This window comes from Stenotrophomonas maltophilia R551-3, from assembly GCF_000020665.1.
GTDB classification, from domain to species: domain Bacteria; phylum Pseudomonadota; class Gammaproteobacteria; order Xanthomonadales; family Xanthomonadaceae; genus Stenotrophomonas; species Stenotrophomonas maltophilia_L.
Map to the genome: position 1 here is coordinate 2,928,489 of NC_011071.1, position 18,796 is coordinate 2,947,284.

Annotated in this window: 14 protein-coding genes; 9 read left to right on the forward strand and 5 right to left on the reverse strand. The window is 66.3% G+C overall.

Going from position 1 to position 18,796, the window contains the following annotated elements:
- Positions 1 to 13 precede the first annotated feature (13 nt).
- From SMAL_RS13335 to SMAL_RS13345, 3 genes are all read left to right on the forward strand, one after another.
- Positions 14 to 901 (forward strand): GIN domain-containing protein, encoded by an 888-nt coding sequence (locus SMAL_RS13335; protein WP_012511574.1) that lies wholly within the window; start codon positions 14 to 16, stop codon positions 899 to 901.
- 30 nt (positions 902 to 931) lie between these two features.
- Positions 932 to 1,549: a YggN family protein gene (locus SMAL_RS13340; protein WP_006376929.1), complete on the forward strand. Its 618-nt coding sequence runs from the start codon at positions 932 to 934 to the stop codon at positions 1,547 to 1,549.
- 105 nt (positions 1,550 to 1,654) lie between these two features.
- On the forward strand, positions 1,655 to 2,080 hold the full coding sequence (locus SMAL_RS13345; protein ID WP_041864559.1) for a hypothetical protein: 426 nt from the start codon (positions 1,655 to 1,657) through the stop codon (positions 2,078 to 2,080).
- 127 nt (positions 2,081 to 2,207) lie between these two features.
- On the opposite strand, the gene SMAL_RS13350 is transcribed toward SMAL_RS13345, so the two are convergent.
- Positions 2,208 to 3,635 carry a class II fumarate hydratase gene (locus SMAL_RS13350; RefSeq protein WP_012511576.1) on the reverse strand — a complete coding sequence of 476 codons (1,428 nt, stop codon included), beginning with the start codon at positions 3,633 to 3,635 and terminating at the stop codon, positions 2,208 to 2,210.
- 289 nt (positions 3,636 to 3,924) lie between these two features.
- On the opposite strand from SMAL_RS13350, the gene purB reads away from it, so the two are divergent.
- The 6 genes from purB to lpdA all read left to right on the forward strand — a co-directional run bounded on the left by purB (position 3,925) and on the right by lpdA (position 14,096).
- Positions 3,925 to 5,292, forward strand: coding sequence for an adenylosuccinate lyase (gene purB / locus SMAL_RS13355; RefSeq protein ID WP_012511577.1), 1,368 nt, complete (start codon positions 3,925 to 3,927; stop codon positions 5,290 to 5,292).
- Between the two features lie 722 nt (positions 5,293 to 6,014).
- Positions 6,015 to 7,430 (forward strand): ribosomal protein uL16 3-hydroxylase, encoded by a 1,416-nt coding sequence (locus tag SMAL_RS13360; RefSeq protein ID WP_012511578.1) that lies wholly within the window; start codon positions 6,015 to 6,017, stop codon positions 7,428 to 7,430.
- A 9-nt stretch (positions 7,431 to 7,439) separates the two neighbouring features.
- Positions 7,440 to 8,336, forward strand: a complete 897-nt coding sequence (locus SMAL_RS13365; RefSeq protein WP_012511579.1) for a GNAT family N-acetyltransferase — start codon at positions 7,440 to 7,442, stop codon at positions 8,334 to 8,336.
- 186 nt (positions 8,337 to 8,522) lie between these two features.
- Positions 8,523 to 11,354, forward strand: coding sequence for a 2-oxoglutarate dehydrogenase E1 component (locus SMAL_RS13370; RefSeq protein ID WP_012511580.1), 2,832 nt, complete (start codon positions 8,523 to 8,525; stop codon positions 11,352 to 11,354).
- Positions 11,355 to 11,393: 39 nt separating this feature from the next.
- Complete coding sequence (sucB, locus tag SMAL_RS13375) at positions 11,394 to 12,596, forward strand: dihydrolipoyllysine-residue succinyltransferase (RefSeq protein WP_012511581.1); 1,203 nt, start codon at positions 11,394 to 11,396, stop codon at positions 12,594 to 12,596.
- A gap of 63 nt (positions 12,597 to 12,659) precedes the next feature.
- Complete coding sequence (gene lpdA / locus SMAL_RS13380; protein WP_012511582.1) at positions 12,660 to 14,096, forward strand: dihydrolipoyl dehydrogenase; 1,437 nt, start codon at positions 12,660 to 12,662, stop codon at positions 14,094 to 14,096.
- Between the two features lie 148 nt (positions 14,097 to 14,244).
- Here the strand turns inward: lpdA and SMAL_RS13385 are convergent, their stop codons facing one another.
- The 4 genes from SMAL_RS13385 to SMAL_RS13400 form a co-directional block, all read right to left on the reverse strand.
- On the reverse strand, positions 14,245 to 14,493 hold the full coding sequence (locus tag SMAL_RS13385) for a hypothetical protein (RefSeq protein ID WP_012511583.1): 249 nt from the start codon (positions 14,491 to 14,493) through the stop codon (positions 14,245 to 14,247).
- Positions 14,490 to 14,702 (reverse strand): hypothetical protein, encoded by a 213-nt coding sequence (locus SMAL_RS13390; protein WP_005410275.1) that lies wholly within the window; start codon positions 14,700 to 14,702, stop codon positions 14,490 to 14,492. The genes SMAL_RS13385 and SMAL_RS13390 overlap by 4 nt, the downstream gene beginning before the upstream one ends.
- A gap of 168 nt (positions 14,703 to 14,870) precedes the next feature.
- Entirely contained in the window at positions 14,871 to 16,460 is a 1,590-nt protein-coding gene (locus tag SMAL_RS13395) for an alkaline phosphatase D family protein (protein ID WP_012511584.1), read from the reverse strand.
- The gene (locus SMAL_RS13400; RefSeq protein ID WP_012511585.1) at positions 16,460 to 18,703 is read right to left on the reverse strand and encodes a TonB-dependent receptor family protein; all 2,244 of its coding nucleotides are present in this window, start codon (positions 18,701 to 18,703) and stop codon (positions 16,460 to 16,462) included. Before SMAL_RS13400 ends, SMAL_RS13395 begins: the two co-directional genes overlap by 1 nt.
- Positions 18,704 to 18,796 lie beyond the last annotated feature (93 nt).

Here is an 18,796-nt window from a genome sequence, read left to right on the forward strand (position 1 = left end):
GGAGGCACCACCCATGCGTTCCCTGCTCGCCTGTACCGCGTTGTTGCTGTTGCCGCTGTCGGCCCTTGCGACCGATGCACAGAACTGCAAGTTCACTGCCGCCCGCACGTTGAAGCTGGACGTGGCCGGTGCCAAGGCGGTGGTGTTCGAGGTCAACCAGCATGACCTGAAGGTGGTCGCCAGCGCTGGCGGCGGTCAGCTGGACGGCCGCGCCTGCGCGTCCAGCCAGGAATGGCTGGACCAGCTGGTGCTGGAGCAGCGCAAGGTCGGCGACAAACTGGTGGTGAGCCTGCGCCGCGACGGCCGCCAAAGCGGCATCAGCTTGGGCAACAGCTACGCCTGGCTGGATATCCGTGGCAGCGTGCCGGACAACATGCCGCTGCAGTTCAAGATCGGCTCGGGCGATGCCAGCGTGGAGAACGCACAGTCGCTGAGCGTGGACGTGGGTTCCGGTGACGCCGTGGTCCGCGGTACCCGGGGCAGCATCCATGCCGCGGTGGGTTCGGGCGACCTCGACATCGATGGCGGCAGCTCCCTGAATCTGCTGTCGCTCGGCTCGGGCGACGTTACGGCGCGCAACATCGGCGGCGATGCCATTGCCGGCACGGTCGGCTCCGGTGACCTGAAGATCACCGACGTGCGTGGCAACGCGCGGCTGGACACCGTCGGCTCGGGCGACATCGAGTTCAAGCGCGTGCAGGGCAATGTCGAGGTGGGCGTGGTCGGCTCCGGCGGCGTCGATCTCACCGACATCGGCGGCAATGTGCACGTCCGCAGCCATGGCTCGGGCGACATCCAGGTCGATGGCGTGCGCGGCAGCCTGACCGTCGACCACAGCGGCAGCGGTGACGTCGGCCACCGCAATGTCAGCGGCAAGGTCACCCTGCCGCGCAACAAGTAACTCTCAGCCAACCGATCCCAGGGGAATACCATGAACCTGTTGCGCCTGCTGCCTGCCACCCTGTTGTGCCTGCCGCTGATCGCCTGTGGCGGCACCTCTTCCTCGTCTGACAAGACCGTCGGCAAGAGTGTTGCCGAGGCCACCAGCGGCGTCGGCGAGACCGTCAAGGACGCCATGAACGATGCCCGCAAGGACATCGCCCAGGGCAACATCAAGATCTCCGCCGACAAGCAGCCGCGCGCGGAAATCACCCCGGACGGCCACCTGCTGATCGCGGGCAAGGACGTCGTTGCCAACGACGCGCAGCGCCGCCAGTTGCTGGAGTACCGCGGCCACGTGGTCGCCATCGCGATGGACGGCATGGACGTCGGCCTGGCCGGTGCCAAGCTTGGCGCCAGTGCCGCCGGCGAGGCGCTGAAGGGCATCTTCAGCGGTGACAGCGAAGGCGTCGAGAAGCGCATCAACGCCGAAGCCGCCAAGATCGAGGCTCAGGCCAAGCGCATCTGCGACCGCCTGCCCGCGATGCTGGCCAGCCAGCAGGCGCTGGCGCGCGAACTGCCGGCATTCAAGCCCTACGCGACGATGGACCAGAGCGACGTGGACGACTGCGGCAAGGACACCGGCAAGGGCCACACCGTCAATCTCTGACTGCGGCAAATGAGCGCACCCGGCCGGCAGCGCGCAAGCGTTGCCGGCCGACGCTGCCTGCGCGGGCTTACAATGGCCGCCCCGGATGCACCCGATCAAACCGCCATGAAGAAACTGTTCCTGCTGCTGGCCGCCCTGCTCTGCCTGGGCCTGGTTGGCTGTGACAAGGATTACCGCAACCACCGCGCCGAGCGCGGCAAGCCCAAGATTTCCGTGAGCGAAGGCATGGTCACCGTGCGTCGCCCACCCGCGCCGAACATCATCATCCTCGCCGATGGCACGATGAAGATGGACGAAATCCAGATTCCGCTGGACGACGCGCAGAAGCAGATGCTGCAGACCATGTTCGGCAAGCTGCAGGTGTTGCGCCAGAACACCCTGGTGGCCGCACCGGCCGATCCCAACATGCAGCCGGTGAAGATCCAGCCGCCCGAAGGCATGGAAGTGATTCCGTCTGACCTGATCCAGCGTATCCCCGAGTTCAAGGACTACACCGACACCTTCGGCAACATCGTCGCTGACCGTCGCTGAAAAAAGAAACGCCGCCCGAGGGCGGCGTTTCTCATTGACCCGGTAGCGCCGGGCCACGCCCGGCGAGCGCAGCGCGCGGCCCTCCGGCGGTTCGCCGGGCATGGCCCGGCGCTACACAACCGGTAGATCAACCGCCCGCGCCACCACCACCGGCCTGGATGCCACCGGCGGTCAGCGCGGTCGGATCCAGCAGGCGGCGCAGCTCGGCTTCGGCCAGGCCACTGTCTTCCAGCGCCACGTCCAGCACCGGGCGCTGTTCCTTGTAGGCGCGCTTGGCAATCGCCGCGGCCTTCTCGTAGCCGATGATCGGGTTCAGTGCGGTGACCAGAATCGGGTTGCGTGCCAGCGCCTCGGCCACGCGGTCCTCGCGCACCTTCAGCCCGGCAATCGCGCTGTCGGCCAGCAGGGTGGACACATTGGCCAGCAGGCCGATGCCATCGAGCAGGTTCACCGCGATCAGCGGCAACGTGACATTGAGCTGGAAGTTGCCGGTCTGGCCGGCCACGGTAATGGCGGTGTGGTGGCCGATCACCTGTGCACAAGCCATCACCGTCGCTTCCGGAATGACCGGATTGACCTTGCCCGGCATGATCGAGCTGCCCGGCTGCAGGGCCGGCAGTTCAATCTCGCCCAGCCCAGCCAGCGGACCGGCGTTCATCCAGCGCAGGTCATTGGCGATCTTGATCAGTGCCACCGCCAGCGCATTGAGCTGGCCGGACAGTTCCACCGCATCGTCCTGCGCGGCCAGGCCTTCGAACTTGTTCTCGGCACTGTCGAACTTGAAACCGGTCTGCTGCTTCAGCGCCTTCGCCACCTGGGTACCGAAGCGCGGATCGGCGTTGATACCGGTGCCGATGGCGGTGCCGCCCAGCGGCAGGCGACGCACGCGCTTGAGGCTGTCTTCGATACGCTCCTGCGCCGACGCCAGCTGTGCCGACCACGCGCCGAACTCCTGCTCGAAGGTCAGCGGCATCGCATCCATCAGGTGGGTACGGCCGGTCTTGACCACCTTGCGCAGGCTGCGGCCCTTCTTGTCCAGGGTCTTGCGCAGGTGTACCAGCGCCGGCAGCAGCTGCTCATGGGTCGCCAGCACCGCCGACACGCGCAGCGCGGTCGGGATCACGTCGTTGGAGCTCTGCCCCTGGTTGACGTGGTCGTTGGGGTGCACGCTGGTCTTGCCCGCCTTGCCGGCACGGTTGGCCAGGGTGGCGATGACCTCATTGGCATTCATGTTCGACGACGTGCCCGAACCGGTCTGGTAGACGTCGATCGGGAAATGCGCGTCCCATTCACCGGTGGCCACTTCGGCCGCGGCGGTCTGGATGGCCTTGGCCACGTTCTTCGGCAGGTGGCCCAGCTCTGCGTTGACGCCCGCGGCGGCGCCCTTGACCAGGCCCAGCGCGCGGATGAAACCGCGCGGCATGCGCTGGCCCGACACCGGGAAATTCTGCACGGCACGCTGGGTCTGTGCGCCCCACAGGGCGTCCGCAGGCACCTGCAGCTCGCCCATGCTGTCGTGTTCGATTCTGAAACCCTTGCTTGCAGCTTTGCTCATTGCATCAACTCCGCACTACTTCAGTTGGGGAAAGGGAAGCGGCGGCTGGCAGGGTGTCGCTTCCCGGGCTGGCGGCTGCGCCAACGATACTCCCTTGCCGGTGACACGGGATGACGGGGACGGGCCAGATCGTTCCGTCCGCAGGGTCGTTTACACGGGTAGCGCCGGGCCATGCCCGGCGAGCGCACAGCTCGGCCACCATCCGCCGGGCATGGCCCGGCGCTACCGAGCATGCGAAAGCCACGCGTCGTAGAATATGGCCCCCGCCGCTCGCCCCAGCCCTGCCGACATGTCCGATTCCGCCCTGCTCGCCCTGTCCCCGCTCGATGGCCGCTATGCCGGCAAGGTCGACGCCCTGCGCCCGATCTTCTCCGAGTACGGCCTGATCAAGGCCCGCATCACGGTTGAGGTGGAATGGCTGCTGGCCCTGGCCGCCGAGCCGGGCATCGTCGAGCTGGCGCCGTTCTCCGACGCCGCCATCGCCCGCCTGCGCGCCCTGGCCGCCAGCTTCAGCCCGGCCCAGGCCGCGCGCGTGAAGGAGATCGAGCGCACCACCAACCATGACGTCAAGGCGGTGGAGTACTTCATCAAGGAACAGCTGAAGGACGACGCCGAGCTGGCCCCGGCGCTGGAATTCGTGCATTTCGCCTGCACCAGCGAAGACATCAACAACCTCAGCTATGGCCTGATGCTGGAACAGGCCCGCCGCGAGGTGCTGCTGCCGACCCTGGACGGCATCGCCAACAGCCTGCGCAGCCTGGCCCACGCCCAGGCCGGCCAGCCGATGCTGTCGCGCACCCACGGCCAGACCGCCTCGCCGACCACCCTGGGCAAGGAACTGGCCAACGTGGTCGCCCGCCTGGAACGCCAGCGCAAGCAGATCGCCGCCGTCGAACTGACCGGCAAGATCAACGGCGCGGTGGGCAACTACAACGCCCACATCGCCAGCTACCCGGACGTGGACTGGCCGGCTTTCGCCGAGCGCTTCGTGACCGGTCTGGGCCTGGTGTTCAACCCGTACACCACGCAGATCGAGCCGCACGACAACATCGCCGAGATCGGCGATGCCGCGCGCCGCGCCAACATCATCCTGATCGACCTGGCGCGCGACATCTGGGGCTATGTTTCGCTGGGCTACTTCAAGCAGCGCCTGAAGGAAGGCGAAGTCGGCTCGTCGACGATGCCGCACAAGGTCAACCCGATCGATTTCGAGAATGCCGAAGGCAACTTCGGCATCGCCAACGCGCTGTTCGAGCACTTCAGCGCAAAGCTGCCGATCAGCCGCTGGCAGCGTGACCTGACCGACTCCACCGTGCTGCGTGCACTGGGTACCGCGTTCGGCCACAGCCAGGTGGCATTGGATTCGCTGGCCAAGGGCCTGGGCAAGCTGGAAGTGAACCCGCAGCGCCTGGACGCCGATCTGGATGCAGCCTGGGAAGTGCTGGCCGAGGCCGTGCAGACGGTGATGCGTCGCCACGGCCTGCCGAACCCGTACGAACAGCTGAAGGCGCTGACCCGCGGCCAGGGCATCACCGCCGAGTCGATGCGCGCGTTCGTGCAGGGGCTGGAGCTGCCGGCGGATGCGAAGCAGCGCCTGCTGGAGATGACCCCGGGCAGCTACACCGGTCTGGCCGAGTCGCTGGCGAAGAAGATTTAAGGGGTTTCCTTTGCGGCGGCGGCCGCGGGCGCTGCCTGCGGCAGGCAACAGCAACAGCAACATCAACGTCAATAGCGGCTCTGGGTTTTTGCCGTGCTTGGCGGGGCGGGTTGGATTCGCGGGACACGCCGTGAACCCGTCCTTGGGGGCTCGATGGCGCCATCCATGGCGCCAACGGTCCCGCGAACCCAACCCGCCCCACCTCTGACAGATTCCCGGTGACGGATCGAAGAGCGGTGGGTTGTCGGGACGGAATTTGAAAGAGGGACGCGGCTTCGCCGCGTCCCTCTTTCGTTTGTCCGATGGGGTCAGATCCCTTTTCCATTGGAAAAGGGATCTGACCCCACGAGCGCAGGAGCATGAGCAAGCGCAGCGCGCGACCCGCTTTTGCCTTGCTTTTCTTCTTCCATTCCGTGGCGGGCCGCGCAGGAAACTGTCAGGGGCCGGGCGGGTGGGCCATGCAGGGGCGTTGGCGCCATGGATGGCGCCATCGAGCTTACAAGGACGTACTTGCAGCGTCCCCTGCATGGCCCACCCGCCCGGCCAAGCGCGGCTTTTGCTTTCAGCGACCAACCCAACCACCCGCCACGAGGGGCTCCGCCGTTGGCCGGACACCCCGCGACAAACCCGCGCACGTGCGCAATCCCGGCGAACGTCGGACAATGGAGGCCTTGGCGGCCCGCCGCGCCGCCCCTCCCGCTTTCCGCTGCAAGGATTCCCCCATGGCCGCCCGCAAGTCCTCCGCCCCCCTCATCGAAGTCACCGCCCGCCCCGGCCAGCCGCTGGGCATGGCGCCGGCCACCTTCCTGCGCGATTTCTGGCAGAAGCGCCCGCTGCTGATCCGCAACGCCTTCCCGGATTTCCAGACCCCGGTGCAGCCGGAAGACCTGGCCGGCCTGGCCTGCGAAGAAGGCGTGCTGGCCCGCCTGATCGAGCATGACAAGACCCAGGATGGCTGGCGCGTACGCACCGGCCCGTTCCAGGAAGAGATCTTCCCCGCCCTCCCCGACCGCGACTGGACCCTGCTGGTGCAGGACGTGGACAAGTGGGACAAGGACGTGCGTGCGCTGATCGAGCACTTCAGCTTCCTGCCGCGCTGGCGCATGGATGACGTGATGATCAGCTTTGCCGCCACCGGAGGCTCGGTTGGTGCCCACGTCGACCAGTACGACGTGTTCCTGCTGCAGGCCCAGGGCCACCGCCGCTGGCAGATCGATGCCAGTGAATCGATCAAGGGCAAGCAGCCGCCGCTGGGCTTCCGCCCCGACGTGGAGCTGAAGCTGCTGAAGGTATTCAAGCCGACCCACGATTGGGTGCTGGCACCGGGCGACATGCTGTACCTGCCGCCGAACGTGCCGCACCACGGCGTCGCCGAAGACCCCTGCCTGACCTTCTCGTTCGGCATGCGCGCGCCAGCGTCGGCCGAGCTGATCAGCGACTACCTGGACACCCTCATCGCCGATGCCGACGAGAACATCCGCTACCAGGATGGCGACCTGAAGGTACCGGCCGACCCGAACGAAATCGACACGGTGGCGATGGCTCGGGTGATCACCGCGCTCAACGCCATCCGCATGAACGATCCGGACAAGCTGGGTGACTGGTTCGGCCGCTTCATCACCACCTACCGTGCCGCCGGCGAAGTGATGCCCCACCAGGCTGCTCCGGCCCCGGAGGAAGTGATCGAGGCGCTGGCCTCCGGCCTGCTGCTGCAGCGCCACCCGTGGGCACGCCTGGCCTGGCGCCGGGCCAAGCGTGGCGCCAGCCTGTATGTCAGCGGCCGGGACTTCGCGCTGCCGGTCAAGGACGCGCAGCGCCTGGCCGGTGCCGAACAGCTGGACGCCGCCGCTTACCGCGGCCTGTCCGACAAGGGCCGCGCTGCGGTCCAGCAGCTGCTGGTCGGCGGTGTGTTCCAGCTGATCGACCCGAACGAGATGTATGAGGCCGAAGACGAGGACGACGGTGAGGATGCCGTGGTGCTCGGCGAAGTCGTCGAAGGCCGTGACCGCGTGGATGCGATCGACGCTGACGCGGTGTCCGACGATGTCCACTCCGTGACCGTGCACGACGACGGCATCGAGGTTATCGTCAACTTCGAGGACGACGAGGAAGACGACAGCGGTGCTGGCCGCGCCTGAGTCGCCACCATGATCCGGGTCCAGCAGGTCAGTCACGCCGATGCCCACGTCGCCATCCACGAGGTACGCCAGCGCGTGTTCGTGCAGGAACAGGGCATCGCCGCCGAGCTGGAACGCGACGCGCTGGACCCGGTCAGCGCCCATGTGCTGGCGCTGGATGGCGACGGGCAGCCGGTCGGCACCGGCCGGCTGGCCTCGGACGGCCGCATCGGCCGCATGGCGGTACTGGCCAGCCATCGCAGCCATGGGGTGGGCGAGGCTTTGCTGGAGGCGCTGGTCGAGGCCGGGCGGCGGCTCGGGCTGGCCGAGCTGCACCTGCACGCCCAGCTGCCCGCCCGCGATTTCTATGCCCGCCAGGGCTTCCTGCCCGAAAGCGAGGTGTTCGAGGAGGCCGGCATCGGTCACCAGCAGATGCGCCGCCGGCTGGACGCCGCCAGCGCCATCGACAGCCGCGCCGAGGCGCTGGCCATCACCACCGCCATCATCCATCGCGCCCGCCGCCAGCTGTGGCTGCACAGCCGCCAGCTGGATCCGGGCCTGCTGGATGCGCCGCCGGTGCAGGCGGCCCTGCGTCGCTTCGCCACCGCCCGCCACGACAAGCAGCTGCGGGTGATCGTGCACGATGCGGCTGCGATCGCCTCAGCCGGAGCGCCACTGCTGGCGCTGGCCCAGCGTCTGCCCAGCGTGATCCAGTTCCGCGAGGTCACCGACCCGGTCGACCGTGCGCTGGCTTCGGCCTGCCTGCTCAATGACGCAGGCGACTTCTACTTTCGTCTGATCGGGCATCGTCTCGACGGCGAAGCCGGCATCGCGCTACCGGCACGTTCGCAGCCGTTCGAGCAGCAATTGCAGCGCATCTGGGACCGTTCACGCGATTGCAGTGAACTGCGCGCGCTCGGCATCTGAGCCAGCGCAGCTGACCCAACCTGTCTGGAAGCGGCACCGGGGGACGCGCGATGCCCTTGGTGGTGCCCCTTCGTGTCCGGTTGGGGGTACAATTTGGCTGTTTGAACGCGCCCGTGCATGGCTATTCATCTTCGTGCCGGGTCCTTCTGAAGCCATACCCCACAAAGCGAATCAGCACCCTCCATCGTGGACAATCAACTGAAGCAGTTTGCGCAATCTTCGCAACTCGCCGGCGGCAACGCCTCCTATGTCGAGGACCTGTACGAGCAGTACCTGGTCTCCCCGGATAGTGTCGATCCCAAATGGAAAACCTACTTCGACGGCTTCAAGGGCCGCGAAGCAGGTGACATTCCCCACTCGGCTGTCATCTCCCACATCGCGGACGCAGCCAAGGATGCGCTGAAAGCTGGCACCGGCACCGGTGCAGGCGACGAGCGTGAGCGCAATGTCGGTCGCCTGATCACCGCCTACCGTTCGCGCGGTCACCTGGACGCCCGCCTGGATCCGCTGGGCCTGGCTGCTCCGGTCAACACCCCGGACCTGGGCCTGCCGTTCCACAGCCTGTCCGATGGCGACCTCAACAGCGAGTTCAGCACCGGTGGCGTCGGCGGCCAGCCGCGCATGAAGCTGCGCGACCTGCTGGCACGCCTGAAGGCGACCTACACCGGCTCGATCGGTGCGGAGTTCATGCACATCTCCGAGGTCGAGCAGCGCCAGTGGATCTACAAGAAGCTGGAACTGGCCGGCGGCAACTACCAGCTGGACGCTGACACCCAGCGCCGCACGCTGGAGCGCCTGACCGCAGCCGAAGGCCTCGAGCGCTACCTGCACACCAAGTACGTCGGCCAGAAGCGTTTCTCGCTGGAAGGCGGCGACTCGCTGATCCCGATGATGGACACCATCATCCGCAGCGCCGGCAAGGATGGCGTCAAGGATGTGGTGGTCGGCATGGCCCACCGCGGCCGCCTGAACGTGCTGGTCAACACCCTCGGCAAGAACCCGCGCAAGCTGTTCGACGAATTCGAAGGCAAGTTCGAGCACGACGAGCACGCCTCGGCCGGTGACGTGAAGTACCACATGGGCTTCTCGGCCGACGTGGCCACCGAAGGTGGCCCGGTGCACCTGGCGCTGGCGTTCAACCCGTCGCACCTGGAAATCGCCGACCCGGTCGTGGCCGGCTCGGTGCGTTCGCGCCAGGAACGCCGCAAGGACACCGCGCGCAAGCAGGTGATGCCGATCCTGATCCACGGCGACGCGGCCTTCTCCGGCCAGGGCGTGGTCATGGAGCTGTTCCAGATGTCGCAGGCCCGCGGCTTCGCCGTCGGCGGCACCGTGCACATCGTGGTCAACAACCAGGTCGGCTTCACCACCTCCAACCCGCTGGATACGCGCTCCACGCGCTATGCCACCGACGTGGCGAAGATGATCGCCGCCCCGGTGCTGCACGTGAACGGCGATGATCCGGAAGCAGTGGTGTTCGCTGCACAGCTGGCCTTCGAATTCCGCCAGAAGTTCGCCAAGGACGTGGTCATCGACCTGATGTGCTACCGCCGTTGGGGCCACAACGAGGCCGACGAGCCGGCGATCACCCAGCCGCTGATGTACCAGGTGATCCGCAAGCACGCCACCACCCGCGAGATGTACGCCGAGCAGCTGGAAAAGGCGGGCGTGATCGCCGCTGGCGCAGGCAAGGCGATGGTCGATGCGTACCGCGAGAAGCTGGATGCCGGTGAAGTGACCACCGAGCTGGCGAAGGTCGAGAAGACCCCGCCGAGCAGCCCGCTGTTCGTCGATTGGCCGAAGCTGCTGGAAGGCAAGCTGTCCGATCCGATCTCGACCAAGGTCGAGAAGAACAAGCTGGTCGAACTGGCCAAGCTGATCAACACCGTGCCGGAAGAAGTGCAGCTGCACTCGCGCGTGTCCAAGGTCTACGACGACCGCCGCAAGATGGCCGCTGGCGAGATCCCGGGCGACTGGGGCTTTGCCGAGAACCTGGCCTACGCCACCCTGCTGGACGAAGGCAATGCACTGCGCCTGGTCGGCCAGGACGTCGGCCGCGGTACGTTCACCCACCGCCACGCGATCCTGCACGACCAGAAGACCGACAACTACTACCTGCCGCTGCGGCAGCTGGTGGATTCGCCGGAAAAGGCCACCATCATCGATTCGCTGCTCAGCGAAGAAGCGGTGATGGCCTACGAATACGGCTTCTCGACCACCGATCCGAACACCCTGTGCATCTGGGAAGGCCAGTTCGGCGACTTCGCCAACGGCGCCCAGGTGGTGATCGACCAGTTCATCGCCGCCGGTGAAGCCAAGTGGGGCCGCATTTCCGGCCTGACCCTGCTGCTGCCGCATGGCTATGAAGGGCAAGGCCCGGAACACAGCTCGGCGCGCCTGGAGCGCTTCCTGCAGCTGTGCGCGCTGGAGAACATGCTGGTGGTGGTGCCGTCGACCCCGGCGCAGGCCTTCCACATGCTGCGTCGCCAGCAGCACCTGACCACCCGCAAGCCGCTGGTGGTGATGTCGCCCAAGTCGCTGCTGCGCCACAAGCTGGCCGTGTCGACCCTGGACGAGCTGGCCAATGGCGAGTTCCAGCACCTGATCGGCGATGCCAATGCCGATGCCAAGAAGGTCAAGCGCGTGGTGCTGTGCTCGGGCAAGGTCTACTACGACCTGCTGGAAGACCAGACCAAGCGTGGCCAGGACGACGTGGCGATCATCCGCGTGGAGCAGCTGTATCCGTTCCCGCGTGCGCTGCTGGCTGCCGAACTGAAGAAGTACGGCAAGGCCACCGACGTGGTGTGGACGCAGGAAGAACCGCAGAACCAGGGTGCGTGGTACCAGATCCGCCACCACCTGCAGTTCTGCCTGGCCGATGGCCAGAACCTGCACTACGCCGGTCGCGCACGTTCGGCTTCGCCGGCTGCCGGTCACATGGCTGACCACGTCCGCGAACAGCAGCAGCTGGTCGCCGATGCACTGGTCAACCCGTTCAACGACTCGTTCGCTGAATAACTCTCCCCCTATTTAGAAGACAAACCAGGAAGCTCCCGCATGGCCACCGAAGTCAAAGCCCCGGTACTGCCCGAATCCGTCGCCGACGGCACCATCGCCACCTGGCACAAGAAGGTGGGCGACGCCGTCAAGCGCGACGAAAACCTGCTTGACCTGGAAACCGACAAGGTCGTTCTGGAAGTGCCGTCGCCGGTCGATGGTGTGATCAAGGAAATCAAGTTCGCCGAAGGCGCGACCGTGACCTCCAGCCAGGTCGTGGCGATCATCGAAGAAGGCGCCGTGGCCGCTGCTCCGGCGCCGGCCGCTGAAGCCGCTCCGGCTGCTGCCGCCGCTCCGGCCGCTGCTGCGCCGGCTGCCGCCGCTGCTCCGGCTCCGGCTGCCAAGTCGGCCGCTGACGCGCTGCCGCCGGGCGCCCGCTTCACTGCCATCACTGAAGGCGTGAATCCGGCTGACGTCGATGGCACCGGCCGTCGCGGCGCGGTGACCAAGGAAGACATCGTCAACTTCGCCCGCAACGGCGGCGCCGGCAAGGCCGGTGGCGCACGTCCGGAAGAACGCGTGCCGATGACCCGCATCCGCAAGCGCATCGCCGAGCGCCTGATGGAGTCGAAGAACTCCACCGCCATGCTGACCACCTTCAACGAAGTCGACCTGTCCAAGGTGTCGGCCGCGCGCAAGGAACTGCAGGACGAGTTCGTCAAGGCCCACGGCATCAAGCTGGGCTTCATGAGCTTCTTCGTGAAGGCCGCTGCCAACGCGCTGCAGCGCTTCCCGCTGGTCAACGCCTCGATCGACGGCGATGACATCATCTACCACGGCTACTCGGACATCTCGATCGCCGTGTCGACCGAGAAGGGCCTGGTCACGCCGGTGCTGCGCAACGTCGAGCGCATGTCGTTCGCCGACATCGAGCGCACCATCGCCGACTACGCCAAGAAGGCCCGTGACGGCAAGCTGAGCCTGGAAGAACTGCAGGGCGGCACCTTCACCGTGACCAACGGCGGCACCTTCGGTTCGCTGCTGTCGACCCCGATCATCAACCCGCCGCAGAGCGCCATCCTGGGCATGCACGCCATCAAGGAGCGTCCGATCGCCCAGAACGGCCAGGTCGTGATCGCGCCGATGATGTACCTGGCGATGTCCTACGATCACCGCATCATCGACGGCAAGGACTCGGTGCAGTTCCTGGTGGACATCAAGAACCAGCTGGAAAACCCGGGCCGCATGCTGTTCGGCCTGTAAGAAACCTCCCGCCCCTCCGCGCCTGCGCGGAGGGGTTCTGGTAATGCATCAAGGAATAATTCAATGGCTGAACAATTCGACGTCGTCGTCATCGGTGCCGGCCCGGCCGGTTACCACGCTGCCATCCGCGCCGCACAGCTGGGCCTGAAGACCGCCTGCATCGACGCAGCGCTGGGCAAGGACGGCAAGCCGGCCCTGGGTGGCACCTGCCTGCGCGTGGGCTGCATCCCGTCCAAGGCGCTGCTGGATTCCTCGCGCCAGTTCTGGAACATGGGCCACATCTTTGGCGACCACGGCATCAGCTTCAAGGATGCCAAGATGGACGTCGAAGCGATGGTTGGCCGCAAGGACAAGATCGTCAAGCAGTTCACCGGCGGCATCGCCATGCTGTTCAAGGCCAACAAGGTCGCCACCTACTACGGCTTCGGTGAACTGCAGCCGGGCAACGTGGTCAAGGTGAAGCAGCACGACGGCTCGGAAGTCGAGCTGAAGGGCACCAACGTCATCATCGCCGCCGGTTCGGATTCGATCGAACTGCCGTTCGCCAAGTTCGACGGCGATACCATCGTCGACAACGTCGGCGGCCTGGACTTCACCGAAGTGCCGAACCGCCTGGCAGTCATCGGCGCCGGCGTGATCGGCCTGGAACTGGGCAGCGTGTGGAAGCGCCTGGGCGCTGAAGTCACCATCCTCGAAGCACTGCCGGAATTCCTGGCCGTGGCCGACGCCGAAGTGGCCAAGACCGCTGCCAAGGAATTCAAGAAGCAGGGCCTGGACATCCGCCTCGGCGCCAAGGTCTCCAAGACCGAGATCACCGGCAAGGGCAAGAAGAAGGAAGTCGTTGTCACCTACACCGACAGCGAAGGCGAAAAGACCCTGACCGTGGACAAGCTGCTGGTGGCCGTTGGCCGTCGCGCCGCCACCAAGGGCCTGCTGGCCGAAGGCACCGGCGTCAAGATCAACGAGCGTGGCCAGATCGAAGTCGATGCGCATTGCCACACCGGCGTCAACGGCGTGTGGGCGGTCGGCGACTGCGTGCGCGGCCCGATGCTGGCACACAAGGGCTTCGAGGAAGGCATCGCGGTGGCTGAGCTGATCGCCGGCCTGCCGGGCCACGTCAACTTCGACACCATCCCGTGGGTCATCTACACCGAGCCGGAACTGGCATGGGTCGGCAAGACCGAAGCCCAGCTGAAGGCCGAAGGCATCCCGTACAAGGCCGGCAGTTTCCCGTTCGCCGCCAACGGCCGTGCCGTGGCGATGATCGAGCCCGCAGGCTTCGTGAAGATCCTGGCCCATGCCGAAACCGATCGCATCCTCGGCATGCACCTGGTCGGCGCCAACGTCTCCGAGCTGGTGCACGAAGGCGTGCTGACCATGGAGTTCAGCGGCTCGGCCGATGACCTGGCCCGCATCTGCCACGCCCACCCGTCGCTGTCGGAAGTGATCCACGACGCAGCGATGGCGGTCAGCAAGCGCGCCATCCACAAGGCGAACTGATCTGCATCCAGGTGGGTGCCGACCGTTGGTCGGCACACTCCAGCCAAGAAAAAACCCCGCCTCGGCGGGGTTTTTTCTTGGCGCTGATGATGTAGAGCCGAGCCCACGCTCGGCTATCCCGGGAGAAGAGCCGAGCATCGGCTCGGCGCTACACCTTTTCAGCCGGCTTCTTCGGCGGATCATCACAGATCCGGTGCTGGACCACGGTTTCACCCGCCTTCCATTCCTTCACTACCCGGCAGTGCTCCTTGGGTTTGACCGCGTTGGCCGCCGCTGCATCCGCCTCGTCGGCAGCGGCAGTCTGCTGGCGCTCCAGCCACACCGATGGCGGTGCTGGAGGTGAAGCCAGTGCCGGCCCCGCGAGCAGCGCCAGCGCGGCCAACAGCACCGCCCTCATGCGGCCACCGGACCGCCACCGAGCAGGCGCGCCGGCAGCATGAACAGCGCGCGCAGGAACGCGAACAGCGCCGAGAAGGTGATGCCGACCAGGCGGAACGGCAGGCTCAGCAGCCAGACGAACGGCCAGGCGATCAGGGCGAGGATCGCCAGCGGCCAGCACAGCACGAACAGCAGGCACCACACACCGAGCGCGAACAGGGTCTTCATCACGGTCTCCTTGTGGCGGCACCTTGCCGCCTGCGGACACCATGGCGCCCTGCCCCCGCCGCCCGCAAACGGTTTGCGACGAAACCGGGCTGGGGGCGATGAAACCGGTGGTGGGGAAACCGGAGATTCATGAGGTTGCCGGCCAGCGGCCGGCACTACCGCAGGGATTTACACCGGGACCGCGCCCGGACTGCCGTGGGTCACCTGGAAACGGGCCGCTGTACGCACCGCCGCATCCGCACGCAGCACGCTGTCGGCGAAGCGCAGCTCGGCGTCCACGGTCTGCCGGTTCAGCTGCAGCTTCCACCAGCCACGGCGGTCGCCGTCGAAATAGCGGATGTGCGGGTTCTGCGGTATCGACGGCCCGTAATACGGTCCATACGGTGTGTCGTCGCCGCCACTGTTGATCGCCGGGGCGATGAATTCGGTGGCCACGACCGACGCACTGGCCGCGTCAAAATCCAGCTTCAGATCGTTGACGAAGGTGGAATGCCAGTCGCCACCCAACACGATGGCATTACCCTGCCCGCCCGCCTGCATTGCCTGCAGCAACCGGATACGTGCGGCAGGATAGCCATCCCAGGCGTCATTCCAGAAGCGCTCGCGTGGCGTACCACCGTCCAGCCGCAGCTGCGCCATCAGCAACTGCTGCACCACCACGTTCCAGCGCGTGCCCTGCGCGGCCGCCATCGACTGCGCGAACCACGCCTCCTGGCCCGTGCCGAGCATGCTCATGCGCGGGTCCAGTGCAGCATCACAGCGTGGCGACTCGCCCACGCCACAGGGATTGGCCGGGCGGAACTGGCGGCAATCGAGCAGGGTCAGCTGTGCCAGATCGCCGTAGCGCAGCCGCCGGTGTACGCGCAGGCCACCATTGCCCGCCGGCGAGCTGCGCATCGGCAGGTGTTCGTAGAACGCGCGGTAGGCGGCGGCACGACGCACGATGAAGTCTTCGGTCGATACACCAGGCTTCTCCGGATGGATGCCGGAATAATCGTTCTGCACCTCGTGGTCATCCCAGATCACCGCGAACGCATGCGCGGCGTGCGCAGCCTGCAGATCCGGATCGAGCTTGTACAGCGCGTACTGGTCGCGGTAGCGCTCCAGGCTGACGGTCTCGCCGCTGAAGCGCTCGGCATCCAGTGCGCGCCCACGTGCGTTCTGCAGCGGGCTGTACTCGTACAGGTAGTCGCCAGCATGCAGCACCAGGTCGATATCGCTCTGGGCGATATCGCGCAGCACCGGGTAGTAGCCGCTGTTCCAGGCCTGGCAGGTACACAGCGCCAACCGCAGCTGCTGCAGCTGCGTGTCCGGCAGCGGCGCGGTGCGGAAATGACCGACCGCGCTTTCCTCATCGCCATCGCAGGCGAAACGATAGTAGTAGTCACGGCCCGGGCGCAGGCCGCTGACTTCCACATGTACCGAATGGGCCAACTCGGGCACCGCTGCAGCAACACCGCGCTGCACCAGCCGGCACATGCCCGGATCTTCGGCCACGAACCAGCGCACCGGCACCGCCCGCGATGGCATGCCACCACCGTTGAGCGGGTCCGGGGCCAGCCGCGTCCACAGCACCGCGCCCTGCGGATCCGGATCGCCGGCGGCAACGCCGAGGGTGAACGGATCGCGCCCCAGCCGCGGCCGAGGGCCGGCCGTGGCCAGCCCCGGCATCGCCGCCAGCGCGATCGCCGCCCCCGTGCCCTGCCACGCCATGCGCAGCAGGCGACGACGGCTTTCCGGATCGACAGGCCCGCGCATCAGAAATGCACGGTGGCGGTGGCCATCACCTGGCGCGGCGCGCCGACTTGCATGGTCGCCAGGCTGCGGGTCGGGTCAGCGGCGTAGGTGCCATTGGTGTTGATCGAGGACAGGTAGCGCTTGTCGGTCAGGTTGGTCAGGTTCAGCGCAACAGTCAGGTTCTGCGCCGGACCCAGCTTGCCGAAGTCATAGGCCACCGAAGCGTTCACCAGCCAGTAGCTCGGCACCGACACGTCATTGGTGTAGGTCACGTAGCGCTTGCCGACGTGGTTGGCGGCCAGGCGCATGTCCCACGGGCCTGGGGTCCAGGCCAGGGTGCTGGCGAACATCCATTCCGGGGTATCGACGGTCTTCTTGCCACGGGTCGGCACCACGCCGTTGTTCACATAGTCGTTGTCGTAGGTACTGTCATTCCAGGACAGCGCATTGGACCAGGTCAGGTCCTGCATCGGCTTCAGCTGCAAGGTTGCCTCGGCGCCACGGCTGGTCACCGAACCGACGTTGGAGAACAGCGCCGGGCAACCGAGGATGCCCACGCACTGCGCGATGGCCAGCAGGCGGTTGTCGAACTTGACGTCGTACACCGCCACCGAGGCTTCATAGCCGCGGCCGTAGCCACGCCAACCGAGCTCGATGGTGCGCGACTGTTCCGGCTTCAGGTTCTTTGCGCTGCTGTCGAAGGCGGCCTGCGGCACATTGAACGGACTGCCGACACCCAGTGCATAGGCGGCGATGTTCTTGGCGAACGAGCCGAAGATCTCATTGCCTTCGTTGAGCTTGAAGTTGAAGCCGGCCTGCGGCAGCAGCCCCTTCTTCGAGGTCAGGCTGCTGTTGTTGGCGTAGCTGCCCAGCGGCGTGCGCACGCTGGTACGGGTGTGCGGCGACTTCGCACCGATGTCGATGGTCAGGCGATCATCGAACAGGCGGAAGCGATCCTGCACGTAGAACTGGCGGGTGATGGTGGTATAGCGCTGGTGCCACACACGCTGGTCCGGATTGCGCAGGAAGAAGTCGTCGGTGATCGGGCCGTCGATGTAGTAGAAGTTGCGCTGCACGCTGTGGCCGTTGTCCTCGTACCACAGGCCGGCCTCCAGCTCGTGCCCGCCCACATTCCAGGTGAACGCCGAGGTCACGCCGGTGCGGTCGATCGCGTACTCGGTGGTGCGAATCGAGATCGGAATCTCGCGGCTGGTGCCCGGGTTGGACGGATTGGACGGGCTGAACCAGTGGCCCTGGCCGCGGTTGCTGTGGTTGTAGACATTGACCTTCAACCGCATCGATTCATTCAGGCCGAAATCGCCGGCGATGCTGGACAGGTCATCGTTGCGCAGGCCGTGGCCGGAGTAGTACGCATCCCATGGGCTGTTGACGCCGCCGCTGAATTTGCCGCGTGCGGCGGCGACCGCGCGATCCCAGTCCGGCGCGTAGTTGTCCCAGTCCCAGCCGAGGCGGTCGATCATCTCCAGCGACAGATCCTGGTAGTCGGCCTCGACGCGGCGAGACGCATTGAACAGCGCGGTGATCCTGCTGTCCACGCCGAAGTTGTAGGTGGCCTTGCCGTTGAACTGCTTCAGTTCCTGCGAGCCCTTGCCCTTCCACTTGTCGCCTTCGGAATAGACGCCTGACAGGTAGGCAGCGAAGCCTTGATGGTCGCCGGTATCCAGCCGCGCATAGCTGCGGCGCGCACTGTCGCTGCCGAAGCTCTGTGCCAGCACCACGCCGTACTCGGTGGACGGATCGATCGAATAGAACTGGAACACGCCGCCGAGGTTGCTGGTGGACGGCGTGCCCAGCGCACCGATGCCGGTGGAGACCTCGGCACCGCCCAGGTTCTCGCTGATCACCGCGCGGCTGATATGCAGGCCGTTGCTGTTGCCGTAGGCCATGTTGCCCAGCGGGATGCCATCGAGGGTGTAGCCAAGGCGGTTCTGGTTGAAGCCGCGCAGGCTGATGGTGGTCGACCATTCGTAGGCGCCGGTGGCATCGGCCGACTCAAAATGCACGCCCGGCTTGGTTGCCAGCAGCTTCAGCGGGTTGGCACCGGGCGGCAGCACCTTCATGTCCTCGGCAGTGACGCGCTGCACCTGGCGTGCTTCGCCGCGGCCGATCACCGAGACCGAATCGAGGGTGGTGGCCGACTGCACGTCGGCGGCGGGGGCGGTTTCAGCGGCAGCCAGAGACGGGAGCGAAGCACAGACCAGCAGGGCCAGCAGATTGCGGCGGAGCGGAGCGCGGGACGGCATGGAGGCGGATTCCTTGGGCACGCTGGACGCCGAAGGGCGGCGTCGAAGGGCAGCAGCGGCGGAATCGTAAAAGCGTCGCGTTACATGTCATTT